Source organism: Brevibacterium sp. (assembly GCF_031179145.1).
Lineage (GTDB): Bacteria > Actinomycetota > Actinomycetes > Actinomycetales > Brevibacteriaceae > Brevibacterium.
The window spans coordinates 1-26,403 of record NZ_JAPSIB010000030.1; the positions used below are offsets into that span (position 1 = coordinate 1).

Here is a 26,403-nt window from a genome sequence, read left to right on the forward strand (position 1 = left end):
CCCACCTGGACCGGGCCTGGGCCCGGCACCCACAACGATTCCGGCACCGTCCCATCGCTGCCCGAGTCGAACCCACTGGCATCAATATCCCGAAAGTGTCTCAAACAAGTTGACAACTTCCGCGCAGGTGGGGCCCTCGAGGGGAAGTGGTACGCTCGATGAATTTCGGCAGGGGAGGAGTCCCCGGGGAGGGGAGCCCTCAGGGGAGGCGGCCCCTTCGGGAGTGGAGTCCCCTCAGGACCGCGACCCCCTCAGGGGCCCAGCCCTCAGGCGCCCGCCGGCCCTCAGGCCTTGATGAGCCCGTGGGGGTCGAGGACGAACTTCTTCGCCACACCGGAGTCGAACTCGGCGTAGCCCTGCGGGGCATCCTCGAGCGAGATCGTGGTCGCGTTGACGTTCTTCGCGATCGAGACCTTGTCGTGGAGGATCGCCTGCATGAGGCTGCGGTTGTACTTCATGACCGGGCACTGGCCGGTGACGAAGGTGTGCGACTTCGCGAAGCCGAGGCCGAAGCGCATCGACAGCGAACCCTCCTGCGCGGCCTTGTCGGCGGCACCGGGGTCGCCGGTGACGTAGAGTCCCGGGATGCCGAGGCTGCCGCCGGCGCGGGTGATGTCCATGAGCGAGTTGAGGACCGTGGCGGGCGCCTCGGTGGTCGCGTCCTTGCCGTGGCCGCGGGCTTCGAATCCGACGGCGTCGATTCCGCAGTCGACCTCGGGCACGCCGAGGATCTGCTCGATCTGGTCCTTCGGGTCGCCCTTGGAGACGTCGACGGTCTCGCAGCCGAAGCTGCGGGCCTGTGCCAGTCGGTCCTCATTGAGGTCACCGACGATGACGACGGCAGCACCCAGCAGATGCGCCGAGGTGGCTGCGGCGATTCCGACGGGGCCGGCACCGGCGACGTAGACGGTCGAGCCGACTTCGACTCCGGCCCCGACGGCTCCGTGGAAGCCGGTGGGGAAGATGTCGGAGAGCATGGTCAGGTCGAGGATCTTCTCCATCGCCTGGTCCTTGTCCGGGAACTTCAGCACGTTCCAATCGGCGTAGGGCACGAGCACGTACTCGGCCTGTCCGCCGACCCAGCCGCCCATGTCGACGTAGCCGTAGGCAGAGCCGGGACGGTCGGGGTTGACGTTGAGGCAGATGCCGGTCTGACCGGCCTTGCAGTTGCGGCAGCGTCCGCAGGAGATGTTGAACGGAACGGAGACGAGATCGCCGACCTTGACGAACTCGACGTCGCGCCCGACCTCGACGACCTCACCGGTGATCTCGTGGCCGAGGACCAGGCCCTCGGGAGCGGTGGTGCGTCCGCGGACCATGTGCTGATCCGAGCCGCAGATGTTCGTCGCGACCGTCTTGAGGATGACCCCGTGATCGACACGGCGTCCGACGTTGGCAGGGTTGACGCCCGGACCGTCCTTGAGGACGAAGTCCGGGTACTCGGTGTCGATGACCTCGACCTTGCCGGGGCCTGCGTAGCTGATTGCCTTATTGCTCATCGTTGAGCCTCCCTGTTGTGAGCGGATTCGGAGCGGGCGAGGCGGTTGGCCTCCCCACCCCTGTGGCTGAGTCGGCAACCTTCGCGCTGTGAAATATCAGTCCCATACTAGACCTCCTGCAGTCTCGTCCTGAACTGCAGTTCGTGTCAATCTACCCCGCCTGGGAGTCGATATCCCAACCAATCAGGTCTCGTCGTCGAGGCGGGTGGAGAGGATCTCCTGTGCGGTTTCGCGCAGATGCTTGAGCGACTCGCGCAGCAGCGGCGAGCGGAGGCTGCCCGTGCGGGCGGAGGCGACGATCTTGCGGCTCAGGCGGCCGGGTCCGGCCAGTCGCACTCGGCTGACGTCCTTCACCCCTTCGAGGCTCGCCAGCCTCGGCAGCAGCCCGACCCCTACGCCGGCCCCCACCAGTGCCATCGCCGTGTCCCACTCCACCGCCTCGTGGGCGATCCTCGGGGAGATGCCGGCCGCAGTGAAGGCCGCCGAGAACAGGCTCCGATAGGGCGACCCGACACGATCGGTGATCCAGTTCTCGCCGGACAGTTCCGACAGTGTCACCGAATCATTGCCGGCGAGCGGATGGTCCGAGGGGATCATCACGTCGAGGGGGTCGTCGAGGAGGGTGATCTTCTCGAACCTGGGGTCCTCTTCGAGATGGATGTCCCCATGGCTGGACACGACGACGGCGAGGTCGATGCGTTCGGCGAGGAGGAGCTCGAAGCAGCGGGCGGGGCTGGCTTCGACGACATTGACCTCGAGGGCGGGATGGGTGCGACGCAGGTGCGCCGCCAGCGGAGCGAGCAGGTGAGTGGCGGCCGTGGAGAAGCCGCCGATTCCGAACTGGGCGGGGGCCTGGTCACCGGCGGTCAGAGCCGAGGCGCGGATCTCCTCCCACAGGGTGATGAGCTCGTCCGAGCGGCGGACGATGTACCGTCCCGCCGCAGTCAGACGCAGTCCCCGTCCGTCCTTGATCAGGAGCTCGATGCCGAGTGCTCTCTGGAGTTCACGCAGCTGTCCTGAGACCGCAGAGGGGGAGTAGCCGGTGAGCTCCGCGGTGGCCGCAATGGTGCCCGAGAAGGCGAATGTGCGAAGGGTGACGAGACGAGGATCAATCATGCATCTATTCTGCATGATAATCCACACGAACTGCCGGTTATCGCGCAGGGTATTTTCGCGCTACGCTTGTACAGACGACTTGACGAACGTCACACGACACCGGTCCTGAGCCGATGTGTCCTGTAGTTCGACACACCGCGCTCAGCGCAAGACATCAAGGGAGATGGGAATTGACAGCAATCAACCTGGCACCGACGAAAAAGGGCTACCCCCTGGGTATCACCGAGGAGAAACTGGCTGAGTTTCAGGTCCTCCTGGCGACCCGCCGCGCCGGGTTCTCGCTTGAGGCCCCGTTCTACACCGACGACAACCTGTTCAATCTCGACATGCAGGGAATCTTCGGCAAGCACTGGATCTACGCGGGAAGCGTCGCCGAGGTGCCCGAGCCCGGCGATTACATCACGGTCGACTACGGCCCCTACTCGCTCATCGTGCTCCGCAACGATGACGGCGGGGTCAACGTCCTCCACAACGTCTGCCGCCACCGCGGTGCGCGAGTGCTCACCGAGGACTCCGGAACCACCGGCAACCTGGTGTGCGGCTACCACTCCTGGACCTACTCGTCCGAAGGCCAGCTCATCCACGCCTCGGCGCCGGGTGAGATGGAGTTCGACAAGAAGTGCTACTCCCTGAAGACCGCGCACAGCCGCATTGACGCCGGCCTGATCTTCGTCTGCCTCGCCGACGAACCTCCGACGGACTTCGAAGAGACCGCCAAGGTCTTCGAGCCCTACCTGGCGCCCCATGAGCTGCAGAAGACGAAGATCGCCTATCAGCAGAACATCGTCGAAGAGGGCAACTGGAAGCTCGTGATGGAGAACAATCGCGAGTGCTACCACTGCGATGGTCACCCTGAACTCGCCTGCTCCCTGTTCCCGACCTGGGGTCTGACCGACGGGATCATCCCGAAGCACCTCGAAGAGGTCTGGGACCGCAACAAGACCGCCCAGGAGTCCCTCGAAGAGCGCTGCCGCCGCTACGGCCTGCCCTACGAGGTCTTCGAGGAGCTCGACACACGAGTCGCGGGCATCCGCATCTCCCGGGAATCCCTCGACGGCGACGGGGAGTCCTTCTCTCCCGACGGCCACCGGCTGTCGAAGAAGCTCCTCGGCGATCTCCGGGACTTCCGACTGGGCCGCTGTTCGATGCACCTGCAGCCCAACAGCTGGTTCCACTTTCTCGGCGACCACGTCGTCACCTTCGGAGTGTTCCCGATCAACGCACACCAGACCCTGGTGCGCACCACCTGGCTCGTCGCCGATGACGCTGTCGAAGGCGTCGACTACGACGTCGACAAGCTCACCCACACCTGGAAGCAGACGAACCTCCAGGACAAGGCGTTCGTCGAGCTCTGCCAGCAGGGCGCGGAGAGCCCGTTCTACGAGCCCGGACCGTACATGAAGAGTGAGTACCAGGTTGAGGCATTCATCAACTGGTACACGATGCGCATGCGGGAGCACTTGGCATGAGCGTGAAGGTCAAAGCTGAAGCCGAAGCTCAGGCCGACGCCGAAGCACCGATCGACGCGGACATTCAGTCCGAGGTCGAGGAGGATTCCATTCCTCTGGCGATGCGGATCCGCGGTCTCGAGATGCCCTGGAACAGGGTGCTCGCAGCCACCGCGGGTCCGGGCGCCGCGGCCCACGCGCTGGGTCCCTGGCACCCGCAGGAGTTCCAGGCTGAGTGCGTCGAGACCATCCCTGAGGCCGGGGACATGATGACTTTCGTGTTCCGCCGCCTCGACGGCGCGCCGCTGGCGTTCCGCTCCGGGCAGTACATGAACATCGACTTCCCGATCTTCGGACCCGATGCAGAGCCGGCCAGCCGCAGCTACTCCATCTCGAGTGCCCCGACGGAGCCGTGGACGTTCTCGGTCACCGTCAAGGAGGACCCGAACGGACTCGTCTCGCCCTGGGCGCATGAGAATGTGCGGCCGGGAACCGTGCTCGACATGCTCGGACCGGTCGGTGCCTTCCACCTGCCGGACCACGACCGGCGGGCGCGGTACCTGCTCCTCGCCGCGGGCGCCGGGATCACGCCGCTGATGTCGATGATCCGCACTATCCACTCCCTGCCCGGTCAGGCCGACGTCATTCTGCTCTACCACGGCTCGGCTCCGGACCGGTTCGCCTTCGAGGACGAGCTCAAGTTCCTCACGGTGGCGGACTTCCGGATCAAGGTCGTCTACGCCCTCGGTGACCGGGTCCGTCCGGACGACTGGTCGGGTCAGGTGGGCCGCATTTCGCGTGCGCTCATCGAAACCGTGGCGCCCGACGCCAACGGCCGCCAGGTCTACGCCTGTGGGCCGCAGGGCTACCTCGACACGGTGATGGATGTTCTGCCCCGCGTGGGAGTCGACGAGACGTCGATCAACGTCGAGTTCTTCTCCGGCGACAGGGAGACCCTGCGCGAGTACGCAGAGGAAGTCGCCTTGGCCGGAGAGCTCGCCGAGGAGATCGCCACCCACACCGAAGAGGCACAGGAAGCGCTGGTGCCCGAGCTCGAACTCTACGAGACCGAGTACGCCGAGGAGGTCGTCGAACCTTACGTCGAGCCCACCGAAGCCGTCGACGCCGAAGCCGAAGTGCCTTACGACGTGGAGGAGGACGCGGAGATCGCGGTCGCCGGCACTCAGGAGGCCGCCTCGGCGGACGAGGAGAACGTCGTGGACCCGGCGGAGTTCGACACCGTCGGAACCGGCGCGCTGACGATGTCCTTCGTTCGATCCGGACTCAACATCCGGGTCGACAAGGACGACAACATCCTCGCTGCGGCCCGCCAGGCCGGGGTGCGGATCGGCGCCAACTGCCAGGAGGGCATGTGCGGCTCCTGCAAGATCGTCAAGCTCTCCGGCGACGTCGACATGCATCACCAGGGCGGAATCCGCGCCCGGGAGATCGACGCGGGCAAGTTCCTGCCATGCTGCTCGACGCCGATGTCCGACCTCGTGGTCGACGCCTGACCATCCGGCGCCTCGCGCCAACCTGTGGGCGGGAGCCTGGCGCTCCCGCCCACACCCCACAGACTCAAGAACACTGAAACTCACGAACAAGGGAGTTCCCATTGCCGACCACAACACCCAGGATCGTCATCATCGGGGCCGGCATCGTCGGTGCCAACCTCGCCGATGAACTCGCTCAGCTCGGATGGACCAATACTCTGGTCCTCGAGCAGGGCCCGCTGAACATCCCCGGCGGATCCACCTCGCACGCCCCTGGCCTCGTCTTCTCCTCGAACGGCTCGAAGTCGATGACGGAGTTCGCCCAGTACACGATCGAGAAGTACACCGGGCTCAAGGGCGCCGACGGCACGGGGTCCTTCCTGCCTGTCGGCGGACTGGAGATCGCGACGACTGCCGAACGTCTCCAGGACCTGCACCGCCGCGCCGGATGGAACCGTTCCTGGGGCGTCGAAGCCCACATCGTCGACACCGACGAGTGCCTCAAGCAGTTCCCGATGCTCGACGCCGACAAGGTCCTCGGTGGACTGCTGACCCCGGGTGACGGACTGGCGCTGGCCGCCAAGGGAACTCAGATCGTCATCGAGCGCGCGCGAGCTGCGGGCGTGGAATTCCGCGACCGCACGACTGTCACCGACATCGAGACGGCGAACGGCAAGGTCAAGGCCGTCAAGGTCGGCGACGAGCGCATCGAGGCCGACATCGTCGTCTCCTGCGCCGGATTCTGGGGACCCAACATCGGCAAGATGGTCGGCACCCCCATTCCGCTGCTGCCGCTGGGCCACCAGTTCGCCTGGACCACCGAGGTCCCGAGCCTCGTTGCCAAGAACCAGGGCCCCGCCGGCGCCTCGGCGCCCATCCTGCGCTACCAGGACAAGGACCTCTACTACCGCGAGTGGGGCGACCGGGTCGGAATCGGCTCATACGCCCACCGCCCGATGCCCGTCGACCTCAACGAGCTGCCGAACTACGCTCCCGACGAGATCACGCACGAGCGCATGCCGTCGAGCCTCGAGTTCACCCCCGAGGACTTCGCCGGCGAATGGGAAGCGACGAAGGAGCTCCTGCCCGAGCTGGCCCAGACTCAGATCCAGCGCGGATTCAACGGCATCTTCTCCTTCACCCCCGACGGCGGATCGCTCGTCGGCGAGTCCCGTGAGGTGGACGGATTCTTCGTCGCCGAGGCTGTGTGGGTCACCCACGGCGGTGGCATCGCCAAGGCCGTGGCCGAGCTCATCTCGCAGGGATACTCGAACACGGATCTGTCGGGCTGCGACCTCAACCGCTTCGAGGACGCGCTGACGACTCCCGAGTACGTGTCCGAGACCTCGCAGCAGAACTTCGTCGAGATCTACGACATCCTCCACCCACTCCAGCCACGTGTCTCCCCGCGCGACGTGCGACTGAGCCCGTTCCACGATCGTCAGGTCGAGCTCGGCGCGTTCTTCCTCGAGACGAACGGCTGGGAGCGCCCGCACTGGTACGAGGCGAACGCGGCACTGCTCGACGAGCTGCCGGAGGAGTGGGCAGCACCCGCACGCGATGAGTGGTCGAACCTGTTCCACTCGCCGATCGCCGCGGTCGAGGCGTGGAAGACCCGCACCGCGGTCGCCATGTTCGACATGACCCAGCTCAAGCGCTTCGAGGTCAAGGGACCGGGCGCCGGCCCGCTGCTGCACTCGCTGACCACCTCGTCGATGCTGCGCAAGCCCGGCGCGGTCAGCTACACCCTGCTCCTCGACGAGGCCGGCGGCATCACCAGCGACATCACGGTGGCCATCCTCGACAAGGAGACCTACCAGGTCGGCGCCAACAGCAACATCGACTTCGCCTACATCTCCCGGAAGGCACGGGAGCAGTCGGCGGCGGATCCGTCCCAGTGGGTGACCGTTCGCGAGACCACCGCCGGCACTTGCTGCATCGGCCTGTGGGGACCCAACGCTCGCGCCGTCATGTCCAAGGTCAGCAGCGACGACCTCAGCAACGCGGGACTCAAGTACTTCCAGACCAAGCAGATCACGATCGGTGGCATTCCCGTCACCGCGATGCGCCTGTCCTACGTCGGTGAGTTCGGCTGGGAGCTCTACGCCTCGGCGGATGTCGGGCACAAGCTCTGGGATGTGCTGTTCGAGGCCGGGCAGGAGCACGGGATCATCGCCGGCGGTCGCGAGGCCTTCAACTCGATGCGTCTGGAGAAGGGCTTCCGCTCCTTCGGCACCGACATGACCAGCGAGCACGAGCCCGTCCAGGCGGGCCTCGGTTTCGCGGTCAAGGCGTCGAAGACCGATGACTTCGTCGGCAAGTCGGCTCTGGCGGCTCGCGCCGAGGCGGCCACGAAGAAGCTGTACTGCCTGACCCTCGACGACCGGGAGTCGGTCGTCCTCGGCAGCGAGCCGGTCTACCTCAACGCGGGAGCCGAAGGCAGTGGCGACGGCTACGTCACCTCGGCGTCCTACGGCTACACCGTCGGAAAGACGATCGCCTACGCATGGCTGCCGAACTCGGTTGAGGTCGGCGACTCGGTCGAGATCGAGTACCTCGGGAAGCGGCTGCCCGCGACCGTCTCCGTCGAACCGCTCTACGATCCGGAGATGACCCGGCTGCGTGGCGACGGCGACTCCGACCCGATCCCGGCCGTCGAACTGGTGCAGACCTCCTCGCCGAAGGTTCCGGAACCGGCCTGACGCAGGCCTGACCGGCATCGTTCGGTCCTGATCGTCCGGTCATCCGGCAGTGATCCCCTCAGGGGAACCACTGCCGGGTGGCCGGGCTTTCTGCGTCCGGCAGTGGCTCGCGGCGCAGATTTCTGACCCTGAGGTCACCCGCGCGGCAGGTGCTTGACCAGGGCCTCGAGCACCGTTTTCGCACCTTCCGAATCCGATGCGGGTGAGGTGCCGAGGATCTGGATGAACCGGGGGTCGAGATTGTCGTCGACGATGGGCACGGCGCGGCAGCCCACCTCGGCGAGGATGTCGGGGATCGTCCGTTCCGACATCATCGCCACCATCGACGAGCCCGAGACCGCCCGGGCCATGAGGATCGGGCACGAGCATTCGAGGGTCGCCGTGAACACCTGGCCGAGATTCCGCACCGCGCTCTCCATCTGCAGCCGCACGGTGTTGCCGGCTGGCAGGGTGGCCAGGGGATACTCCGCGATGTCGCGGATGCTCAGTCGGGCCCGGTCGGCGAGGGGATGAGCGGCGTCGACCATGGCGAAGTTCGATGATTCGTGCCTGGCGTGGGTCATCACTCCGGGAACGTCGACGAGATCGCGGTCGGTGACGGAGAAGTTCACGCAGATGTCGGCCTGCCGGTTCACCAGCACACTGAGGGCCTCGAGCGAGGCCGCGTAGCTGACGCTGATGCGCAGGTGATCATTGGCTGCGAGCACCTCGCCGACGGCGTCGGCGACCAGCGTCTGACCCAGGGCGGTGCTCGTCACGATCCGCACGTGCTCGACCTGGGCGAACTCGCCGTCGAAGGAGTCGATGAGCAGCTCCGATTCGGCGATCATCCGACGCGCGAAGTCGGCGACGGCCAAGCAGGACTGGGTGGGGGCCGCCCCCGTCGAGGACCGCTCGAACAGCGTCGTGCCGTAGTGCTCCTCGAGGGCGCGGATCTGCCGGCTCGCGGTCGAATGCGACATGTAGAGAGCCTTCGCCGCGAGGTGGATCGACCCGAAGTCGATGACGGCGAGGAGGGTGCGCAGGCTCTGGAGCTCGGTCATCCTCGCATCCTATTCGGTGGTGCAGAATCTGCACCACCAAAGCGCGGAATTCGCACCGGCACCTGGACGGCCCAGTCTTCCTTAGCGGTCATGGCGGCGGCCAGTCTGGTGCCATGACCATTGAGACTCAGACCAAGAGCACCCGCGCCGAGGTGACCCGGGAGGCAGGATCGCATGTGCGGTCCCCGGAATTCCTCGCCCTCCTGACCGCCCGGGTCGCCCGCCGCACGGAGAGCCAAGCCCCCGGCAACGGCGCCGAGGCGCGCGCCTACCTCGACGAGGAGATCGTGCCGGAGCTGGCGGAGCTCGGTTTCGAATCCGAAGTCCACCCCAACCCGGAATCCAGCGAGCACCCGCTGCTCATCGCCTCCCGCATCGAGGACGAGTCATTGCCGACCGTGCTCCTCTACGGTCACGGCGATGTGCAGTTCGCCCACGACTCCCAATGGGACGAAGGTCTCGACCCCTGGGTGCTCAGCCAGGACGGCGATCGCCTCTACGGCCGGGGGAGTGCTGACAACAAGGGCCAGCACACGGTGAATTCCCTGGCTCTGGCCACAGTCCTCCGCGCCCTTGCCGCCGACCCTGCTTCGTCGCGACTGGGCTACAACGTCAAGGTCCTCATCGAAACGGCCGAGGAAGCCGGATCGCTGGGACTGAGCGCCTTTGCCGCCGCCCACAGGGACGAGTTGGAGGCCGACCTCTTCCTCGCCTCCGACGGACCCCGCATCGCCGCCGAGGTGCCCACCCTGTTCCTCGGCTCCCGCGGGGCATTGAACTTCCGGCTCGTCTGCCACGAACGCGACGGCGACCACCACTCCGGCAACTGGGGCGGCAAGCTCCGCAACCCGGCCACCGTCATCGCCGCTGCGATCAACGCCCTCGTCGACGGCCGGGGCGTCATCCGCATCCCCGACCTGCGCCCCACCGATCCGCCCGCCTCGGTGCGCGCCGCCGTCGCCGAGCTGCCGGACATCGTCGAGGACGGGGCGCCGGCCATCGATCCCGACTGGGGCGAGCCGGGACTGACCCCGGCCGAACGGGTCTTCGCCTACAACGTCCTCGAGGTGCTCGCCCTCGACGCCGGCAACCCGGCCCAGGTCAACAATGCGATCCCGGGCAGGGCTGCGGCGCACATGCAGCTGCGCTTCGTCGTCGGTACCGACCTCACCGACTTCGAGACCCGCGTTCGCACCTACCTTCAGAGCCAGGGAATCACCGGCGTCGAGGTGATCGCCGAGCACTGTGTGCCGGCGACCCGGCTCGACCCGGAGGCCGCGGTCGTGGCGGCGGCAGCGCAGTCGATCAGGGACACGACGGGACTGAAGCCGGCCATCGAACCCAACCTCGGGGGCACGATCCCCAACGACGTCTTCGCCGAGGTGCTCGGACTGCCGACCGTGTGGGTGCCCCATTCCTATCCCGGGTGCAATCAGCACGCCCCGAACGAACACGCGCTGCTCTCGATCCTCGAACAGGGCGCCGAGATCATGGCGGGGATGTTCTGGGACATGAAGGAGAACCCGGACGACTGGTTCTCCTCGAAGACCGACGAACACGCCGAGAACACACACGCCGAGAACACACACGCAGAAATCACTGACGCAGACGTCACTGAGGCAGAAGGACAGGGAGCATGACCACCACTGAGCAGTCGTCGGAAGCCGCGGCCAAACCGGTTCCGACCTGGAAGATCATCACCGCGGCATCGATCGGCAACGCCCTGGAGTGGTACGACATCGCCGTCTACGCCTACTTCTCGGTCTACATCTCCGCCGTGTTCTTCCCCAACGACGATCGCGCGGTGTCGATCATGCTCGCGTTGGCGACCTTCGCGCTCTCGTTCTTCATCCGCCCGGTCGGCGCCATCGTGCTCGGTGGGTTCGCCGACAGGCGTGGCCGCAAACCCGCGCTGACGCTGACGATCTGGCTGATGTTCCTCGGCACGCTCCTCATCGTCGTCACCCCGCCGGCGGCGATGATCGGAGTCTTCGCCCCGCTGCTCATCCTGCTCGCCCGCCTCATCCAGGGCTTCGCGGCCGGCGGCGAATTCGGATCCGCCACGTCGCTGATGGTCGAGCACCTGCCGGCCAAGCGCGGATTCGCAGCCAGCTGGCAGTTCACCTCGCAGGCAGCGTCGAGCCTGCTCGCCTCAGGAATCGGCGTCGCCCTGACTACGAACCTCAGCCAGGAGCAGCTGGAGTCCTGGGGATTCCGAGTCCCCTTCATCGTCGGCCTGCTCGTGGGTCCGGTCGGACTCTACATCCGCAAGCACGTACCCGAGTCCCCGGAGTTCGTCGAGGCCAAGGCGGCGACCACGGACAAGGAGTCGGCGATCGTCGGGGTCCTGCGCCGGAACAAGCTCGCAGTCATCCTCGCGATCGGGGCGATCGCGGTCTCGACCTGCCTCAACTACTTCATCACCTACGTGCCGACCTACGCCGTCGACAGCTTGGGGATGGACGACTCCGCCGGCTTCTACGCCACCCTCGTCTCCGGGATCGTGCTGCTCATCTGCACCCCGCTGGCCGGATACCTGTGCGACCGGATCGGCCGCCTGAAGATGATGATCCCCGCCGCGGTCGCTGTGATGATCCTGACCTGGTTCCTCTTCAGCTGGGCGGTGGCGAGCAATGCGCTGACGGTGCTGATCCTCGTCGTCGCGATCTTCTCCCTGCTCAAGGCCACTTACTACGGACCGCTGGCCAGCGTCATGGGCGACATCTTCCCGACCCGCACCCGCGGGACCGGTCTGTCGCTGGGCTACAACATCGGCGTCGCCGTGTTCGGCGGACTCACCCCGCTGGCCGCGGCCTGGCTGATCGGCGTGACGCACGACGCCAAGGCCCCGGCCTACTGGGTGCTGTTCGCCGGCCTGATGAGCGTGTCCGCGCTCCTCGTCGTGTGGAAGAAGCTCGGCGTGCGGTAGGGGCGTGCGGTAGCGGCCCCCGCCGATGCGCTCACCGGCTCACCGGGACCGCCTCGGCGAGGGCTCGTCATGGGCTTCGACCCGCTGCGGCCACCGGTGGAATGCGATCCAGCTGCTCGCAGTCCACCAGGTGGCCGCTGCCATGACTTCCCGACAAGTCTTGTTAGCATCAACTCCAGTGCTGTCCAGCACCTTGACGTTCCCGGGCCTCGCCACGATCCGGCCGAGAGCCGTCGGCGTTCTGCATCCGGAAACGGCCGATGAAGCGCCCGTCGCACTCGCTCATGGAGGAGCTCATGTCGGACATTCCCGCAGCGAGGAATGCGTTGCGGATCCTCAAGTTCCTGGCTGCGAAAGGCCGACCGACGAGGGCTGCCCATATCGGGCGAGATCTGGGTATTCCCCGTTCCAGCACATATCACCTGCTCAATGTGCTGCTGGACGAGGGATTTCTCGTCCACTTTCCCGAGGCACGTGAGTATGGGCTGTCGTCGCTGCTGACGGAGCTCGGATCGCTCTCGCCCGGCTCCGACACGGTGCAGATGCTCGCGACACCGATCATCAGGAGGTACACCACCCGGGAGAAGCTGCCAGTCGTCGCCTTCGTCGGAGTGCTCCACGGGACCGACATCAAGTATGTCGCGAAGGAAGTCGGTCCACGAGCCCCAACGGTCGTGGGTGGCGTCGGAATCCAGCTTCCCGCTCATCTGACCGCGACCGGGCGCGCGCTGCTCGCGGGTTTCAGCCGTCGGCAGATCCTCGCCTTGTATCCGAACCGTGAGTCGTTCTTCTCCCGGACCAAACTCGGGCCTGGCAATTTCCACGACTTCACCACGATCCTCGAAGAGACCCGTCAGCGCGGATGGGCTCTGGAAGCGAGTGAGATCGCCGAGGGACTGGCCTCTGTCGGTGCAGTTGCCACGGACCACAATGAGCAGCCGGCCGCTGCGATCGGTTTCACCTTCAGAACGGACGACATCCCGGAGGCACGATGGCCCGACCTCGCCTCTGCCGCCATCGAGATGTCCGGAGAACTCAGCAAGAGGCTCACCGGCAGCACCTGACCCTCAGCGCGGGCACGGATGCCTGTCAGACTTCCCGCCACATCAATGTCTGAGATCCGAGACGGAATCGCTCGAAATCCCATTCGGCGCGCTTCAACACCGTGGTTGGGTGGAACCAAGGCCGCAGAAACCAACCGTCCAGGTCAATGAAGGTGCGGAGTCGACGAAGCACCGCACAGCGAATCGGGTTGACGAGTCGCAGCGGTTTCGATTGGCGGCCCATCGGTCCGAGCTCATACGGGCTCGGATCACCGTCGAGAAATGGAGATAACAATGAAGTTACTGCATACGTCTGTCATCGGTCTGGCCGCGGTCTTCGCGGCGACAGGATGCGGAGCCGCCGCCGATGCCACCGCGACACAGCTCGTGGTCGTCGGGCAGGGCGGGGGATACGACGAAGCCCACAAGAAGGCAGCGAAGGCCTTCGAGGAAGAACACGGTGTCGAGATCACCTTCCAGCCGGGGGCCAACACGAATGGCCTCGTCCTCGCCCGGGGCGGTGACGTCGACCTCCTTCTCTCCCAGCCACTCATCTCCTTCCAAGGGGAGAAAGAGGGCCTCTGGGCCGAGATCACTCCGGACAATGCCCCGAACACCGCTGACCTCTACGAGAAGGCACAGCTGAGTCCGACCACCAAGGTCCACGACTTCGGCGCCTACGTCCTCGCCTACGACCCCAAGCAGGTGTCGGAGCCAAAGACATGGGAGTCCCTCTGGGACAAGGAGTACTGCGAGAAGATCACCATGCCGGACTTCACCAACCCGGTCATCATCCTCACCACGCTGATGGCCGAGGAGAACGGCGGTTCGCTGCAGAACATGGACCCCGGCTTCGCGAAGATGGAGGAGCTGGCACCCTGCGTGCACACCTGGTGGGAGTCGAACGATCAAGTCGATCAGCTCTTCCGTTCGGGGGAGGCGGCTGTGGGAATCACGACGAGTGCGCGCGCCCTGGAATCCCAGCAGAACGGCCTGGAGATCGAGTACACGATGCCCGAGCCCGGCGCCTTGGCCATGATGACGACTGCCAACGTCGTCGAGGACTCTCCGAACCGCGACCTCGCCCTGGAGTATCTCGATCACATGATGAGTCCGGAGGCGCAGAAGGTCTTCGCCGAGAGCATGCCCTATATGCCCTCCAACCCCGCCACCTATGACCAGCTCGAACCTGCTTCCCGTGACGCCATCGGCTTCGGCCCGGACGACCTCGACCGGTTCGTCGCTCCTGACTACGAATACGTCGAAGGGGTCATCAAGGACTGGCAGCAGGAGTGGAACACGAGGATTCACGGCTGATATGTACACCTCACGCACGGAAGCGAACGGCATGAACATGACGACGGCGCAGCAGCAGGGACTCGAGCTGGAGGGGATCTCCCTGTCGCTGGGCAAAGGAGGCTTCACGATCGACGGTCTCGACCTCCAGGCGAAGGAGGGGGAGTTTCTCAGCCTCGTCGGGCCCAGCGGCTGTGGGAAGAGCACAACACTGAGAATGGTCGCGGGGCTGCTCAGTCCCGACTCCGGCCGGATCAGGATCGGCGGGGCCGATGTCACCGATGTCGCCCCCCATCGTCGGCGCATCGGCTTCGTCTTCCAAGATCATGCGCTGTGGTCGCACATGACTGTCCGCAGGCACATCGAGTTCGCACTCAAGTACGCGAAGGTGCCACGCGCCCAGGTCCGCTCCCGTGTCGATGAGGTGCTCGGACTCGTCCATCTCGACCGGCATGCCGATCATTACCCGTTTGAGCTCAGCGGAGGCCAGCGGCAGAGGGTGTCCATCGCCCGTGCCCTGGCCCCTGCACCGGCGATGCTGCTTCTCGACGAACCGCTGAGCAACCTCGATCGGCATCTGCGCGAGGAGATGCAGCGAGAGATCCGGGCGATCCAGCAGCGTTTGGGCACGACGGCGCTCTACGTCACGCACGATCGCAACGAGGCCCTGTCGATGTCGGACCGCATCGCCGTCATGCAGTCAGGGCGGCTCCAGCAGATCGACACCCCGAGCAGAATCTACGAAGCGCCGACCAACGAGTACGTGGCTCGGCTCCTCGGCCCGATCAACGCGATTCCGTCGACGATCATCTCGATCACGACTCACTTGGGCGTCCGCCTGCCGAACGGGGCCGGCATCTCCCTGCCCGCAGATGCCTGCGGACAGCCGCCGTCGGCACCGGATTCACAGATGACGATGCTCGTCCGGCCGGACAACATCATGCTGTGCGACGTCGCGGATGAGAGGCATCACGTCGCCGGAACCGTCGCGAGCACCATGTACAGCGGATCCTCGAGTGAGTACATGGTCGAGGTCGAGGGGATGCCGACTGCTCTCAAAGTCGTCGAACGCGAGCACATCCGCGAACCCGGATCGCGAGTCGGTCTGAGATTCGACAAAGTCTCCTTCGCCGAGGAGGTCGACGATGTCGCCTGACGTCTCCCTGAGAACACCCGTCGCTCCGATTGCACCCGGACCGGCGGCGCCGGGCTCGCCGCCGACCATTGACCGGGAGCAGAACAAACAGCGCAGTCGGCAGATCCGTGGTGCGACGACGGCGCGTCGACTTCTGCGGATCCTCATTCTGGCGGCCGCAGCCGCCCTCGCGGTCCTGCTCGTCGCGCCCGTCCTCTACATGGTCGGGCTGAGCTTCACCACCGGGCAGTCCTTCGGCGTCGACCATTACGTCACGTTCTTCACCTCCCAGTACTACATCGTCGGCGTCGCACTCAACTCGGTCGCAATGGCCGCGGCCGGGGTTCTCGTCGCGGCGGTGTTCGCGATTCCCCTGGCCTACGTCATCGCCCGGGTCGGCAGCGCAGGTGTGCGGCGAGCGCTGACGGTGGCTCTGTTCGTGCCGCTGTGGATCAACTCGGTCATCCTCATGCTCGGGTGGTACATCATCGTGGGCGCCAACGGCATCGTCAACCAGACGCTGCTCATGATCGGACTCATCGAGGAGCCGCTGCGCATCCTCTCGACCCCCACCGCAGTGGTCATCGGACTCGCCCAGCTGGCGATCCCCTACATAGCGATGCCACTGGTCGGGGTGTTCGCTGCGGTGCCGCGCTCGGCGGAGGAGGCCGCCCACGTCTGCGGTGCCTCGCCGGCACGGGTGTTCTTCCGGATCACCCTGCCCCTGAGCGCACAGGGCCTCTTCGTCGGGATCCTGCTCTCCTTCACCTTGAGCATCGGTGCCCTTGCCGTGCCAAACATCCTCGGCGGGGGCAAGGTGAGGATGTTCTCGGTTGCCGCCTACAGCGAACTCACGACGGGAAACTTCGGGCTCGCCTCGGTGATCGCACTTGTCCTGCTTCTGACGACGGTGCTGTGCCTGAGCCCGATCCTCCTCCTCAATCGTCGTACCAACCAGCACAAGGAGCACTGAGCCATGCGTCCCGGTCCCTTCACATATCTCACAGTCGCAGCCGCGGCGGCAGGAATCGTCTTCATCCTGCTCCCTCTGTTCATCATGGCCGCCACGGCATTCAATCCGACCGCCATCACATTCCCGCCCGAGGGCTTCACCCTCAAGTGGTTCGGCGCGGTGTTGGAAGATGCTCGGTTCGTCCGCGCGATCATCATCAGCCTGGTGCTCGCAGTGTTCTCCGCTGCGGTCTCGAGCGCGATCGGTCTCATCGTCGCACTCGCGATCCGCCAGTCCAAGTCACGAATCGCTGAGCATCTGTCCACTCTGATGCTGTCTCCGCTCTTCATTCCCGGCGCACTGCTCGGAATCGCGCTCTATCAGGGAGCGAATGCACTGTTCGGGACGGTTCCGCTCGGGGTGCTGCTCGTCGGACACATCCTGCTGACGTTGCCATTCCCCGTCAGAGCGCTGATGGCGGGCCTCGCACGGATCCCGACCTCTCTCGAAGAGGCGGCCTTCCTGTCCGGGGCGGGGTTTCTCGGCACAGTGTGGCATGTCCTGCTGCCGCAGCTGCGACTCCACCTGTTCGCCGGGTCGGCCATGGCGTTCACGATGTCGTGGAACGACTTCGATCTCTCGCTGTTCCTCTCCGGGACGCGGGTCCAGACGCTGCCGGTCGAGATCTACGGGCGGCTCCAGCTCGGTGCCGACCCCTCGATCACCGCACTCAGCCTCATCGTCGCACTCGTCTCCGTCGCCGGGGTCATCATCCTCGACCGGACCATCGGCGTCGCCGAGTTCGCAGGGATGGAACGGCAGGGGCCACGCCGCACCCCTGGGGGCAGACAACGATCGGCACCCTCGACACCCTCGACACCCTCGACACCCTCTCACCCTCAGCCTGATTCAGGAGTCCTGACACCATGACGACAATGACCACGCCGAGCGGACTGCACGCTGAAGCGCTGCGTTCGTTCTGGCCCGGGGGCACCGGCCCGCAGAACTATGTCGACGGAGCGTGGACGACCGCCGCCGTCTACGCCGAGACGTTCGACCCCTCCACCGGAAACACGTTCGCCGTCGTTCCTGAGACGACGAAGGACGAAGTCGACGCGGCCGTTCGAGCCGCTGCCCGGGCACAACCGGCCTGGGCGGGACTGACCATGTCCCAGCGAGCCGAACATCTGTCTGCGCTCAAGGCAGTTCTCGACGCGAAGGGGGAAGAGCTCGCTCTCCTCGAAGCCATCGACAGTGGCAATCCGCTGCCGTCGACCCGAAGGGACGTCGGGCTCGCCCTGCGCTATCTCACCGAATGGCCGGGGCTCGCGCTCTCGGCGACCGGTCGATTCACCCGTGCCCACGCCGATGGCATCTCACTGATCTCTGCGGAACCCTACGGAGTCGTCGGAAAGATCATCGCCTACAACCATCCGATGCTCTTCGCCATCGCCGGCATGATCTACCCGCTGATGGCAGGCAACACCATGGTCATCAAGACATCGACTCAGACTCCGGTGGCCACACTGGCTCTCGGCGAGGTGATCGACGGGGTGCTCCCTCCCGGAGTCGTCAACATCGTCAGCGGCGGCGCCGACGCCGGCGATGCACTCGTCACCCATCCACAGGTCAAACGCCTGGCGTTCACCGGCAGCGAGGCGACTGCGCTGGCCATCCAGAAGCGGCTGTCGGTCAGCGGCATGGTCAAGCACTTCTCGGCGGAGCTCGGGGGCAAGAACCCATTCATCGTGTTCGCCGACGCCGATGTCAGCGCAGCGGTCGATGCCGCCTTCGCCGGACTCAGCTTTCACATCAGCGCGGGCCAATCCTGCCAGTCCACGGCCCGGATCCTCGTCCACGAGTCGATCATCTCAGAGGTGGAAGCAGGTCTGGCCACGGCGATGAGACGCCTCACCCTCGGTCCTGCCTATGAGGACGCCACCGAGATGGGGCCTGTCGTCTCCCGGGAACACGCTCGCCGAATAGAGGAATTCATCCGCGGCGGAATCGACGAGGGGGCTCGTCTCGTGGTGGGCGGGGGAACGCTCAAGAGCGGTGGCTACTTCATCGAACCGACGCTGTTCTCCGACGTCACACCCTCGATGACCATTGCCCGCGAGGAGATCTTTGGCCCGGTGGCCACGCTCATGCCCTTCGCCACCGAAGACGAGGCGATCAGGCTCGCCAACGACACTCGGTATGGACTCTCCGCCGCCGTCTGGACGAACGATCTCGACCGCGCCCTGCGGGTTTCCGCGCAGGTGCAGGCGGGGTACGTATGGGTCAATGACGCCAACCGGCATTACCCCGGCAGTCCTTTCGGCGGGATGAGGGCCAGCGGCATCGGACGTGAGGAGACAGTGGACGAGCTGTTCGGATACACCGAGTCCAAATCGGTGAACATCAGGGTGAGGTCGGCATGAGTGCTCCTCGACGCATGGTCGTGGGCATCACCGGGGCCAGCGGCACCGCCTACGGGATCCGTCTGCTCGAAGTCCTGGCCGATCTCGGGATCGAATCCCACCTCGTGATGTCCAAGGCGGCGGAGCTCTCCCTCGTTCACGAGTCGGACCTGCGGCCCAAGGACGTCAGAGCGAAGGCGGACGTGGTCCATCCGATCGGCAACGTCGCGGCGGGAATCGCCTCCGGGTCGTTCCGCACCATGGGAATGATCGTCGCTCCCTGTTCCGTGCGCACGCTGGGAGAGATCGCGACCGGTGCCGGCTCGACTCTGCTCAGCCGCGCCGCAGACGTCACCTTGAAGGAACGCCGTCCGCTGGTCCTGCTGCTGCGCGAGAGCCCACTCAACCTCATCCACATCAGGAACATGGAGACCGCGACATTGGCCGGAGCCACTGTCTGCCTGCCCGTTCCCTCCTTCTACAACCACCCGCAGACCGTCGCCGACATCGTTGACGAGGGAATCGGCCGTCTGCTCGACCAGTTCGGCATCGACAATCCTCTGGTCCATCGCTGGGCAGAGGAGAGCTGAGCCGTACCGGGCGCAGGCCCAACCGCACGACCACATTCATGAGAACCGCCGTGGTCTTCATCCACGGCACACCAGGAAGGGAAGAACCAATGACTGTCACAGCCGTTTCAGCACCCACGATCGTCCTCTCACCGGCAGGCGCCACCCTTGACGATCTGCGGCATCCATTCGAAGGGCCTGTGCGCATCGAGATCTCGGCCGAGGCCGATGCCCGGATCCGCAGGAGCCACGAGGTGATCACCGGGATCATCGAGAACGGAGACGTCATCTACGGGGTGAATACAGGTTTCGGACGTCTTGCCGATCGCAGAATCTCCCAGGAGGATCTCCGCGAGCTGCAGAAGCGCGTCGTGTTCTCCCACATCGTCGGTGTCGGGGATCCGCTCCCTGACCCAGTCATTCGCGGAACCATGGTCGTCAAGCTGCTGTCCCTGTGCCAGGGGCACTCGGGAATCCGCCGGGAAGTGCTCGACCTGCTCGTCGGAATGGTCAATCACGACATCCTGCCCGTCGTCCCCAGCCAGGGATCGGTCGGCGCTTCGGGAGATCTCGCCCCGCTGTCCCACATCGCCGGTGTGATGCTCGGGGCCGGCACCGTGCGCATCCGCGGACAGGAGTACGAGGCGGTCGAGGGTCTGAGCAGCTGCGGACTCGAGCCCGTCGTCCTCGGGCCGAAGGAAGGAGTCGCCCTCATCAATGGAGTGCAGGTTTCGACCGCGCTCGCCCTGCAGGGGCTGTTCCGCGCCGAGAAGGTGTTCAATGCGGCCCTTGCCGCTGGGTCGCTGACGATGGAGGCCACAGCCGGTCGGCAGACCGCCCTCGATGACCGGATCCAGCAGATCAGACGCCAGCCGGGCCAGATCCGCACGGCCACCGCCCTGCGCCGACTCGTCGCCGACAGTGGCGTTCTGGACAGGGAATTCGAAGGACGCCGATTGCAGGACCCGTACAGCCTCCGGTGCATGCCGCAGGTGATGGGCGCGTGCCTCGACCTCCTGGAGACCGCGGCCTGCACCCTGGAACGCGAAGCGAACGCAGTTTCGGACAACCCGCTGGTCTTCCCTGATGACGACCTCGTCCTGTCCGGCGGCAACTTCCACGGCCAGCCGGTCGCGTTCGCCGCGGATCAGATCGCCATGGCCCTGTGCGAGATCGGTTCGCTGTCCGAACGCAGGACGGCGATGCTCACCGATACCTCGATGTCCGGGCTTCCGCCGTTTCTCATCGAAGGTGGTGGCCTCAATTCGGGATTCATGCTCGCCCAGGTGACCTCCGCCGCCCTCGTCGCGGAGAACCGCTCGCGTGCCTTCCCCAACAGCGTCGACAGCATTCCCACCTCGGCGGGCCAGGAGGACCACGTGAGCATGGCCACGCATGCCGGCACTCGCCTCGAGCCGATGTCCCGGAACGCGGCCTACGTCGTCGCCATCGAGCTCCTGGCAGGGGCACAGGGCAGCGATCTTCGCAGCAGCGGGGCCGACGCTCCGGCGCTCAAGCCCGTGTATGCCCGGGTGCGGGATCGCTCACGGCACCTCGATCAGGACCGAGCGCTGTCGGTCGACATGGAACTCGTCGCGGATGACATCCTCGACGGTGACTACCTCGGCGATGGTGGCATCGTCCTCGAGGCCACCGGCGGACGGCTGTCATGACAGCCGACCTCCGCGGTTACCTGTCTTCGCTCGATCCCGAGCGTGAGATCCTCACCGTCGACCGCCCGGTGTCCCTGGGGCAGGAACTCGCCTCAGTGGTCAAGGCCCTCGAACCGGCAGGAGCGCCCGGTGTCCTCTTCACCTCTGCCACCGGCAGTCCCTGGCCGGTGCTGATGGGGACGTTCGGCACCCGGGAGAGGATTGCGCGGGCCCTCGGGACGAACCCTCGCCGAACCCTGGACCACGTCGCCGAGGTGATGGCACAGGATCTCCCCGAACCGACAGTCGTCACTGACGCGTCCGTCCAGCAGACGGTGTCGACCGGGGACGAGGTGGATCTCGACGCGATGCCCTTCGCCACGCACTCGCGCGACGACGCCGGACGCTACATCACTGCCGGAGTCGTCCTCGCCAGGGATCCGGGCACCGGGAACATCAACACCGGGATGTATCGGATGATGATCACCGGGAAGCGCAGCATCACGGTGAATGCGGCTCCCGACCACGATCTCGGGAGGATCTTCGCAGCGGCTCGTGAATCAGGACAGAAGGTCGAGATCGCCATCGTCATCGGGCACCATCCCGCCTACCTCGTCGCCTCTCAGCTGAAGAACCCGATCTCGATGGACGCCCATCACCTGACCGGAGGGCTCCTCGGAGAGTCGCTCCGGGTGGTGCGGGGTGTCTCCGTGGATCTGCCGATCCCCGCCGAGGCGGAGATCGTCCTCGAAGGGGTTGTGGACCCTGGGGATCTCACTCCGGAAGGGCCATTCGGGGAATTCTCCTACCACTACGGTAAGGCGCAGGCGCCGGAGTGCCGGATCACTGCAGTGACCCACAGGGCCGAACCGATCTTCCTCGACCTCCACCCCACTCATTCCGAACACCTGTGCCTGTGGCTGTTCCCCGGAAGGGAGTCGAGGCTGCTCGAAACGGTGCGACGCGCGGTCCCCGGCGCCGTGGATGCGCGAATCCCCTTCCACGGAGGGTCGTTCAGCGCATTCGTCTCCGTCGCCAAACGCAAGGAGGGAGACGGGAAGCAGGCGATCCTCGCGGCGCTCGCCGCCGATCACTTCCTCAAGCACGTCATCGTCGTCGACCCCGACATCGACGTCCACGACACCGAACAGGTTCTCTGGGCCTCTCACGTGCGGTTCCAGGCTGACCGGGACCTCGTCACCGTGGCCGGGGCCAAAGGCATCAGGATGGATCCGAGCGCCGATCAGTTCACCACACCGATCGGCTCCGACACACTGACCGCGAAGATCGGGATCGATGCGACCCGCCCGCTCACCGGATTCCCCGATCGCGCGGATCTTCCGCACACCGGCTTCGAGTCGCTCGACCCGCGATCGTACCTCTCCGAGGAGGCCGGGATCGAGATCGACCGGATCCTGCAGACGCGGAGGAAGTTCGATGAGTAGCGTGACGACGGCGCCTGCAGGAACGACGGCGCGACCGACGGTGGGAGGCGCAGGGGTCGGCATCATCGTCCTCGACACGGGCTTCGAGCGTCTCCCCGGCGACATCGCGCACACGGCGACCTGGCCGTTCCCGGTCCAATTCAGGATCGTGCGCGGGGTGCGTCCGGCCGATGTGATCACCGGAGATCCGGCGGCGGCGCTGGCGGCATTCGAAGACGCGATCGATGACCTCGTCGACCACGGCGCCCAGGCCATCGCGACGAGCTGTGGGTTCCTCGCCGCAGTGCAGAAGGAACTCGCCGCGTACTCACCGGTTCCCTTCGCCTCGTCTCCGCTGCTCCAGATCCCCCTCGCCGAGGCGACACTGCCGGAGGGACGGCAGGTGGGCCTTGTCGTTTCGGATCCCGAGGCGATCGACGAGCGCCACTTCCGCGGAGTCGGAGCACGGCCGGGACTCCCTTTCGTCGGACTCGATCCGCAGGGGCCGATCCTCACCACGATGAGGGAGAACGCACGAGTCGACGACCCCGCACTGCTCGAAGCCGACGCCCTCGAAGCGATCGACCGTCTTGTCAGGGCCCACCCGGAAGTGGGAGCGATCGTCCTCGAGTGCGCGAACCTGCCTCCGTACTCGGCAGCCATCGCCCGGCGCTTCGCCCGTCCGGTCTATGACGCGGTCACCCTCGTCACCTGGCTGCAGTCGGGGATCGCACCGAGGAGGTATCCGCGATGAAAGCGACACGCTCGGAGCCGACGCGGTCCCCCGCGCCGGCGGGGATCTCCTCCGCACAACCACACTTACAGGAAGGCAACAGCATGTCGACACGGACCGGAGCACAGGTGCTCGCCGACGAACTCGCCCTCAATGGCACCGAGCTCGTCTACCACGTACCCGGAGAGAGCTTCCTCCTGGCGCTCGATGCGGTGAGCACGCGCCACCCGGACATCCGCACCATTGCCTGCCGGCACGAGAACGGCGCAGCCCAGATGGCCGAGGCCCACGGGAAGCTCACGGGGCGGCCCGGGGTCGCATTCGTCACGCGCAGTCCCGGGGCGACGAACGCCGTCAACGGTGTGCACACCGCCTACCAGGATTCGTCGCCGATGATCCTCGTCGTCGGGCAGGTGCGGCGGTCGATCCTCGAGCGAGAAGCGTTCATGTCCTACGACTTCCGGACCATGTTCGCGCCGATGACCAAGTGGGTGGGGCAGATCGACGCAGCCGAGCGCATTCCCGAGCTTGTTCAGCGAGCGTGGGCGACCGCGACCGAGGGGCGTCCTGGCCCGGTCGTGCTCGTCGTCCCCGAGGACGTGCTGGAGGAGACCACTGCAGTGCTCTCGGGACGCCCTGCCTCTCGGACGAGTGCCGGCGGACCGACCGCCTCGCAGATCGAGGAGGTTCGCGCTCATCTCGAGGCATCAGAGCATCCCCTCGTCGTCGTCGGTGGGTCGGGATGGACCGACAGGGGTCGTGGGGCGATCCAGGATTTCGCGACGAAGAACGGAGTGCCTGTCGTCACCACGTTCCGACGTCGCGACATCATCGATCATCGTCTCGACTGCTACGCCGGAGAGATCGGGATCGGTTCGAACCCTGCCCTGCTCGACCATATCCGCTCCTCGGACTTCGTCCTCGTGGTCAACGATGCGCTCAACGACGTCAACACGATCGGTGCCGGCTACATGGAGGGCTTCACGCTCTTCGCACTGCCTCATCCGCAGCAGCGGGTCGTCCACGTCCTCCCGTACGGCGAAGACCTCAACCGGGTCTTCCAGGTCGACCTTGCAATCGTCTCCGAAGCGGAGGAATTCGCCGTCGCGCTCGCCGGGCTTCCGGCGGTCGGGAAGCCGGGGCACGCCGAATGGACTGCCCGGCTGCGGGCGACCCAGGTCGCCGAATCGACGCCCGGCCCGTGCCCCGGACCGATCGACCTGCCGGGTGTGATGACCTGGCTGCGTGAGCGCTTGCCGGAGGACGCGATCGTCGTCAACGACGTGGGTGCCTTCGCCACCTGGAGCCAGCGGTACTTCTCGCATTCGCGGCTGCACACGCAGCTCGGTCCGATCTCGGGAAGCATGGGCTACTCCGTCCCGGCCGCGGTGTCGGCGAAGCTCACCCATCCGGAACGGACCGTCGTCAACTTCGTCGGCGATGGATGCTTCCAGATGAGCGGGGAGGAGATCGCCACTGCCGCTCAGTACGGGGCGAATGTCGTCATCATCGTGTTCAACAACGGCCTCTACGGCACCATCCGGATCCACGAAGAGAACCGGCTCGAGGGGAGGGCGAACGGCACGGACCTGGGGAATCCGGATTTCCGGGCGCTCGCTCAGGCGCATGGGCTCCATGGCGAACGCGTGGAGCGGACCGAGGACTTCGCGCCCGCGTTCGAGCGGGCTCTGGCGGCGGGCCGTCCCGCGCTCATCGAGATGATCGTCGACCCCGACGCGGTCCACACACGCTATTCGCTCAGCGACCTGCAGGCGCGCAGAGCCGCACGCGCGGGTCAGCCGGAAGCGGGAGAAGCCGGTGCCGGCGCTGGGAGTGCCGGTGATGACAGCTGAGGGGTGGCAGCGGTGAGGACAGCGATCATCATCGGAGGAGGGGTGCTCGGTTCCGCACTGTTCCGGGACCTCGGGAGGCGGGGCGTGAGCGTGCGACTCGCCGACGCTCCCGGCGTGGCGAGCTCGTTCCATTCCTTCTCGTGGATCAACGCCGCCGCCCGGACCGACCCCGACTACTATGCCCTGCGACTGCAGGGCATGGTCCGGCACCTGCTCCACTCGGTGCCGCTCGGCCTCGCACGGTTCGGTGGTGTTCTGTCCTGGGACGGTCGGGGCCGGATCGAACCCGTTCAGGGAGCGAAGGAGGCGGAGACCGTGGTGAGCGCCCATCGGCGCCTCATCGACGCCGGGCATCTCTCGGAACTCCTCGACCGTGCGGGAGCGCTCGACGTCGATCGCTCTCTCAATCCCGCGGCGCTGCCCGACGAGGGCATCCAGTTCTCGGGCGACGAGGGCTGGGTCGATCTGCCGGGTCTCGTCCGACACCTGCGGAGCGCCGGGGTCCGAGCCGGTGGCACCGTGTTCCGCGGGGAGGTGAGGCCGTCGCTGAGTCCCGCAGGGGACCGGGTGGACGGTGTCATCCTGCCCGACGGCGGGCGGGTCGCTGCCGACGCGGTGATCGTCGCGGCGGGCGCAGACACGTACCGGATTCTCGCCGAGGCGGGACTGGCTGTGCCGGACGACAACAGCGTGGGGGTCATTGCCCGGTCCCGGCCGATCGATCATCGGCGGCCGACAGCGATCGTGCGCAGCCCGGATGTCTGCGTCCGGCCGGGCTCACGGGACACCGTGACGTTCCATTCGACGGTGGCCGAAGAGGGTCTCGGGCCCGTCGACGAGGTGTCCGAGGAGCAGCTGACCGCCGGCGCTTCGGCCATGCTTGAGCATGTCCGTCACCTCTACGATGCGCCGGAGATCGAACTCGATCGGGCAGTCGTCGTCAGGCGTCCGGTGCCGGGAGACGGTCTGCCGGTGGTCGGGCAGGCAGGGGTGGCCAACCTGCACGTCCTGGCTTCGCACAGCGGAGCCACCGTTGCGCTCGTCCTCGCCGAGATGCTGGGGCGGGAGCTGGTGACCGGTGTGGAATCGGCGCTGCTGGCACGATTCCGACCCG

20 protein-coding genes are annotated in these 26,403 nt (G+C 66.1%); 17 read left to right on the plus strand and 3 right to left on the minus strand.

The window, feature by feature from the left end:
• Positions 1-284 precede the first annotated feature (284 nt).
• Complete coding sequence (gene fdhA, locus RIT73_RS16240; RefSeq protein ID WP_309133144.1) at positions 285-1,499, minus strand: formaldehyde dehydrogenase, glutathione-independent; 1,215 nt, start codon at positions 1,497-1,499, stop codon at positions 285-287.
• Positions 1,500-1,682: 183 nt separating this feature from the next.
• Positions 1,683-2,615, minus strand: coding sequence for a LysR family transcriptional regulator (locus RIT73_RS16245; protein ID WP_309133145.1), 933 nt, complete (start codon positions 2,613-2,615; stop codon positions 1,683-1,685).
• 170 nt (positions 2,616-2,785) lie between these two features.
• On the opposite strand from RIT73_RS16245, the gene RIT73_RS16250 reads away from it, so the two are divergent.
• The 3 genes from RIT73_RS16250 to RIT73_RS16260 all read left to right on the plus strand — a co-directional run bounded on the left by RIT73_RS16250 (position 2,786) and on the right by RIT73_RS16260 (position 8,258).
• Entirely contained in the window at positions 2,786-4,084 is a 1,299-nt protein-coding gene (locus RIT73_RS16250) for an aromatic ring-hydroxylating dioxygenase subunit alpha (RefSeq protein WP_309133146.1), read from the plus strand.
• Positions 4,085-4,185: 101 nt separating this feature from the next.
• Positions 4,186-5,577, plus strand: coding sequence for a 2Fe-2S iron-sulfur cluster-binding protein (locus RIT73_RS16255; RefSeq protein ID WP_309133163.1), 1,392 nt, complete (start codon positions 4,186-4,188; stop codon positions 5,575-5,577).
• A 101-nt stretch (positions 5,578-5,678) separates the two neighbouring features.
• Entirely contained in the window at positions 5,679-8,258 is a 2,580-nt protein-coding gene (locus RIT73_RS16260) for an FAD-dependent oxidoreductase (protein WP_309133147.1), read from the plus strand.
• A gap of 134 nt (positions 8,259-8,392) precedes the next feature.
• On the opposite strand, the gene RIT73_RS16265 is transcribed toward RIT73_RS16260, so the two are convergent.
• Positions 8,393-9,301: a LysR family transcriptional regulator gene (locus RIT73_RS16265; protein ID WP_309133148.1), complete on the minus strand. Its 909-nt coding sequence runs from the start codon at positions 9,299-9,301 to the stop codon at positions 8,393-8,395.
• 113 nt (positions 9,302-9,414) lie between these two features.
• Here RIT73_RS16265 and RIT73_RS16270 point away from each other — a divergent pair, with 113 nt between their 5' ends.
• The 14 genes from RIT73_RS16270 to RIT73_RS16335 all read left to right on the plus strand — a co-directional run.
• On the plus strand, positions 9,415-10,941 hold the full coding sequence (locus tag RIT73_RS16270) for a M20 family metallopeptidase (RefSeq protein WP_309133149.1): 1,527 nt from the start codon (positions 9,415-9,417) through the stop codon (positions 10,939-10,941).
• Positions 10,938-12,230 (plus strand): MFS transporter, encoded by a 1,293-nt coding sequence (locus RIT73_RS16275; RefSeq protein ID WP_309133150.1) that lies wholly within the window; start codon positions 10,938-10,940, stop codon positions 12,228-12,230. Before RIT73_RS16270 ends, RIT73_RS16275 begins: the two co-directional genes overlap by 4 nt.
• Positions 12,231-12,526: 296 nt before the next feature.
• Positions 12,527-13,294 (plus strand): IclR family transcriptional regulator, encoded by a 768-nt coding sequence (locus RIT73_RS16280; RefSeq protein WP_309133151.1) that lies wholly within the window; start codon positions 12,527-12,529, stop codon positions 13,292-13,294.
• 273 nt (positions 13,295-13,567) lie between these two features.
• The gene (locus tag RIT73_RS16285; protein WP_309133152.1) at positions 13,568-14,590 is read left to right on the plus strand and encodes a polyamine ABC transporter substrate-binding protein; all 1,023 of its coding nucleotides are present in this window, start codon (positions 13,568-13,570) and stop codon (positions 14,588-14,590) included.
• A 1-nt stretch (position 14,591) separates the two neighbouring features.
• Positions 14,592-15,725, plus strand: a complete 1,134-nt coding sequence (locus RIT73_RS16290) for an ABC transporter ATP-binding protein (RefSeq protein ID WP_309133153.1) — start codon at positions 14,592-14,594, stop codon at positions 15,723-15,725.
• Positions 15,715-16,677 (plus strand): ABC transporter permease, encoded by a 963-nt coding sequence (locus RIT73_RS16295; RefSeq protein ID WP_309133154.1) that lies wholly within the window; start codon positions 15,715-15,717, stop codon positions 16,675-16,677. The genes RIT73_RS16290 and RIT73_RS16295 overlap by 11 nt, the downstream gene beginning before the upstream one ends.
• Positions 16,678-16,680: 3 nt before the next feature.
• On the plus strand, positions 16,681-17,586 hold the full coding sequence (locus RIT73_RS16300; RefSeq protein WP_309133155.1) for an ABC transporter permease: 906 nt from the start codon (positions 16,681-16,683) through the stop codon (positions 17,584-17,586).
• Positions 17,583-19,079, plus strand: coding sequence for an aldehyde dehydrogenase family protein (locus RIT73_RS16305; protein WP_309133156.1), 1,497 nt, complete (start codon positions 17,583-17,585; stop codon positions 19,077-19,079). Before RIT73_RS16300 ends, RIT73_RS16305 begins: the two co-directional genes overlap by 4 nt.
• Positions 19,076-19,648, plus strand: a complete 573-nt coding sequence (locus RIT73_RS16310; RefSeq protein WP_309133157.1) for a UbiX family flavin prenyltransferase — start codon at positions 19,076-19,078, stop codon at positions 19,646-19,648. Before RIT73_RS16305 ends, RIT73_RS16310 begins: the two co-directional genes overlap by 4 nt.
• An 89-nt stretch (positions 19,649-19,737) precedes the next feature.
• Positions 19,738-21,300 carry a histidine ammonia-lyase gene (gene hutH, locus RIT73_RS16315; RefSeq protein ID WP_309133158.1) on the plus strand — a complete coding sequence of 521 codons (1,563 nt, stop codon included), beginning with the start codon at positions 19,738-19,740 and terminating at the stop codon, positions 21,298-21,300.
• A complete protein-coding gene (locus RIT73_RS16320; RefSeq protein WP_309133159.1) occupies positions 21,297-22,724 on the plus strand; it encodes a UbiD family decarboxylase in 1,428 nt (475 codons plus the stop codon). Before hutH ends, RIT73_RS16320 begins: the two co-directional genes overlap by 4 nt.
• Positions 22,717-23,457 carry an aspartate/glutamate racemase family protein gene (locus tag RIT73_RS16325; RefSeq protein ID WP_309133160.1) on the plus strand — a complete coding sequence of 247 codons (741 nt, stop codon included), beginning with the start codon at positions 22,717-22,719 and terminating at the stop codon, positions 23,455-23,457. The genes RIT73_RS16320 and RIT73_RS16325 overlap by 8 nt, the downstream gene beginning before the upstream one ends.
• Positions 23,458-23,540: 83 nt before the next feature.
• Entirely contained in the window at positions 23,541-25,289 is a 1,749-nt protein-coding gene (locus RIT73_RS16330; RefSeq protein WP_309133161.1) for a thiamine pyrophosphate-binding protein, read from the plus strand.
• 12 nt (positions 25,290-25,301) lie between these two features.
• On the plus strand, positions 25,302-26,403 hold a 1,102-nt coding region (locus RIT73_RS16335; protein ID WP_309133162.1), incomplete at its 3' end, for an FAD-dependent oxidoreductase.

Coding starts and splice junctions, on each gene's coding strand:
- fdhA (WP_309133144.1), bottom strand. CDS start 1,499: ATGAGCAATAAGGCAATCAGCTACGCAGGCCCCGGCAAGGTCGAGGTC.
- RIT73_RS16245 (WP_309133145.1), bottom strand. CDS start 2,615: ATGATTGATCCTCGTCTCGTCACCCTTCGCACATTCGCCTTCTCGGGC.
- RIT73_RS16255 (WP_309133163.1), top strand. CDS start 4,186: ATGCGGATCCGCGGTCTCGAGATGCCCTGGAACAGGGTGCTCGCAGCC.
- RIT73_RS16265 (WP_309133148.1), bottom strand. CDS start 9,301: ATGACCGAGCTCCAGAGCCTGCGCACCCTCCTCGCCGTCATCGACTTC.
- RIT73_RS16270 (WP_309133149.1), top strand. CDS start 9,415: ATGACCATTGAGACTCAGACCAAGAGCACCCGCGCCGAGGTGACCCGG.
- RIT73_RS16275 (WP_309133150.1), top strand. CDS start 10,938: ATGACCACCACTGAGCAGTCGTCGGAAGCCGCGGCCAAACCGGTTCCG.
- RIT73_RS16280 (WP_309133151.1), top strand. CDS start 12,527: ATGTCGGACATTCCCGCAGCGAGGAATGCGTTGCGGATCCTCAAGTTC.
- RIT73_RS16285 (WP_309133152.1), top strand. CDS start 13,568: ATGAAGTTACTGCATACGTCTGTCATCGGTCTGGCCGCGGTCTTCGCG.
- RIT73_RS16290 (WP_309133153.1), top strand. CDS start 14,592: ATGTACACCTCACGCACGGAAGCGAACGGCATGAACATGACGACGGCG.
- RIT73_RS16295 (WP_309133154.1), top strand. CDS start 15,715: ATGTCGCCTGACGTCTCCCTGAGAACACCCGTCGCTCCGATTGCACCC.
- RIT73_RS16300 (WP_309133155.1), top strand. CDS start 16,681: ATGCGTCCCGGTCCCTTCACATATCTCACAGTCGCAGCCGCGGCGGCA.
- RIT73_RS16305 (WP_309133156.1), top strand. CDS start 17,583: ATGACGACAATGACCACGCCGAGCGGACTGCACGCTGAAGCGCTGCGT.
- RIT73_RS16310 (WP_309133157.1), top strand. CDS start 19,076: ATGAGTGCTCCTCGACGCATGGTCGTGGGCATCACCGGGGCCAGCGGC.
- hutH (WP_309133158.1), top strand. CDS start 19,738: ATGACTGTCACAGCCGTTTCAGCACCCACGATCGTCCTCTCACCGGCA.
- RIT73_RS16320 (WP_309133159.1), top strand. CDS start 21,297: ATGACAGCCGACCTCCGCGGTTACCTGTCTTCGCTCGATCCCGAGCGT.
- RIT73_RS16325 (WP_309133160.1), top strand. CDS start 22,717: ATGAGTAGCGTGACGACGGCGCCTGCAGGAACGACGGCGCGACCGACG.
- RIT73_RS16330 (WP_309133161.1), top strand. CDS start 23,541: ATGTCGACACGGACCGGAGCACAGGTGCTCGCCGACGAACTCGCCCTC.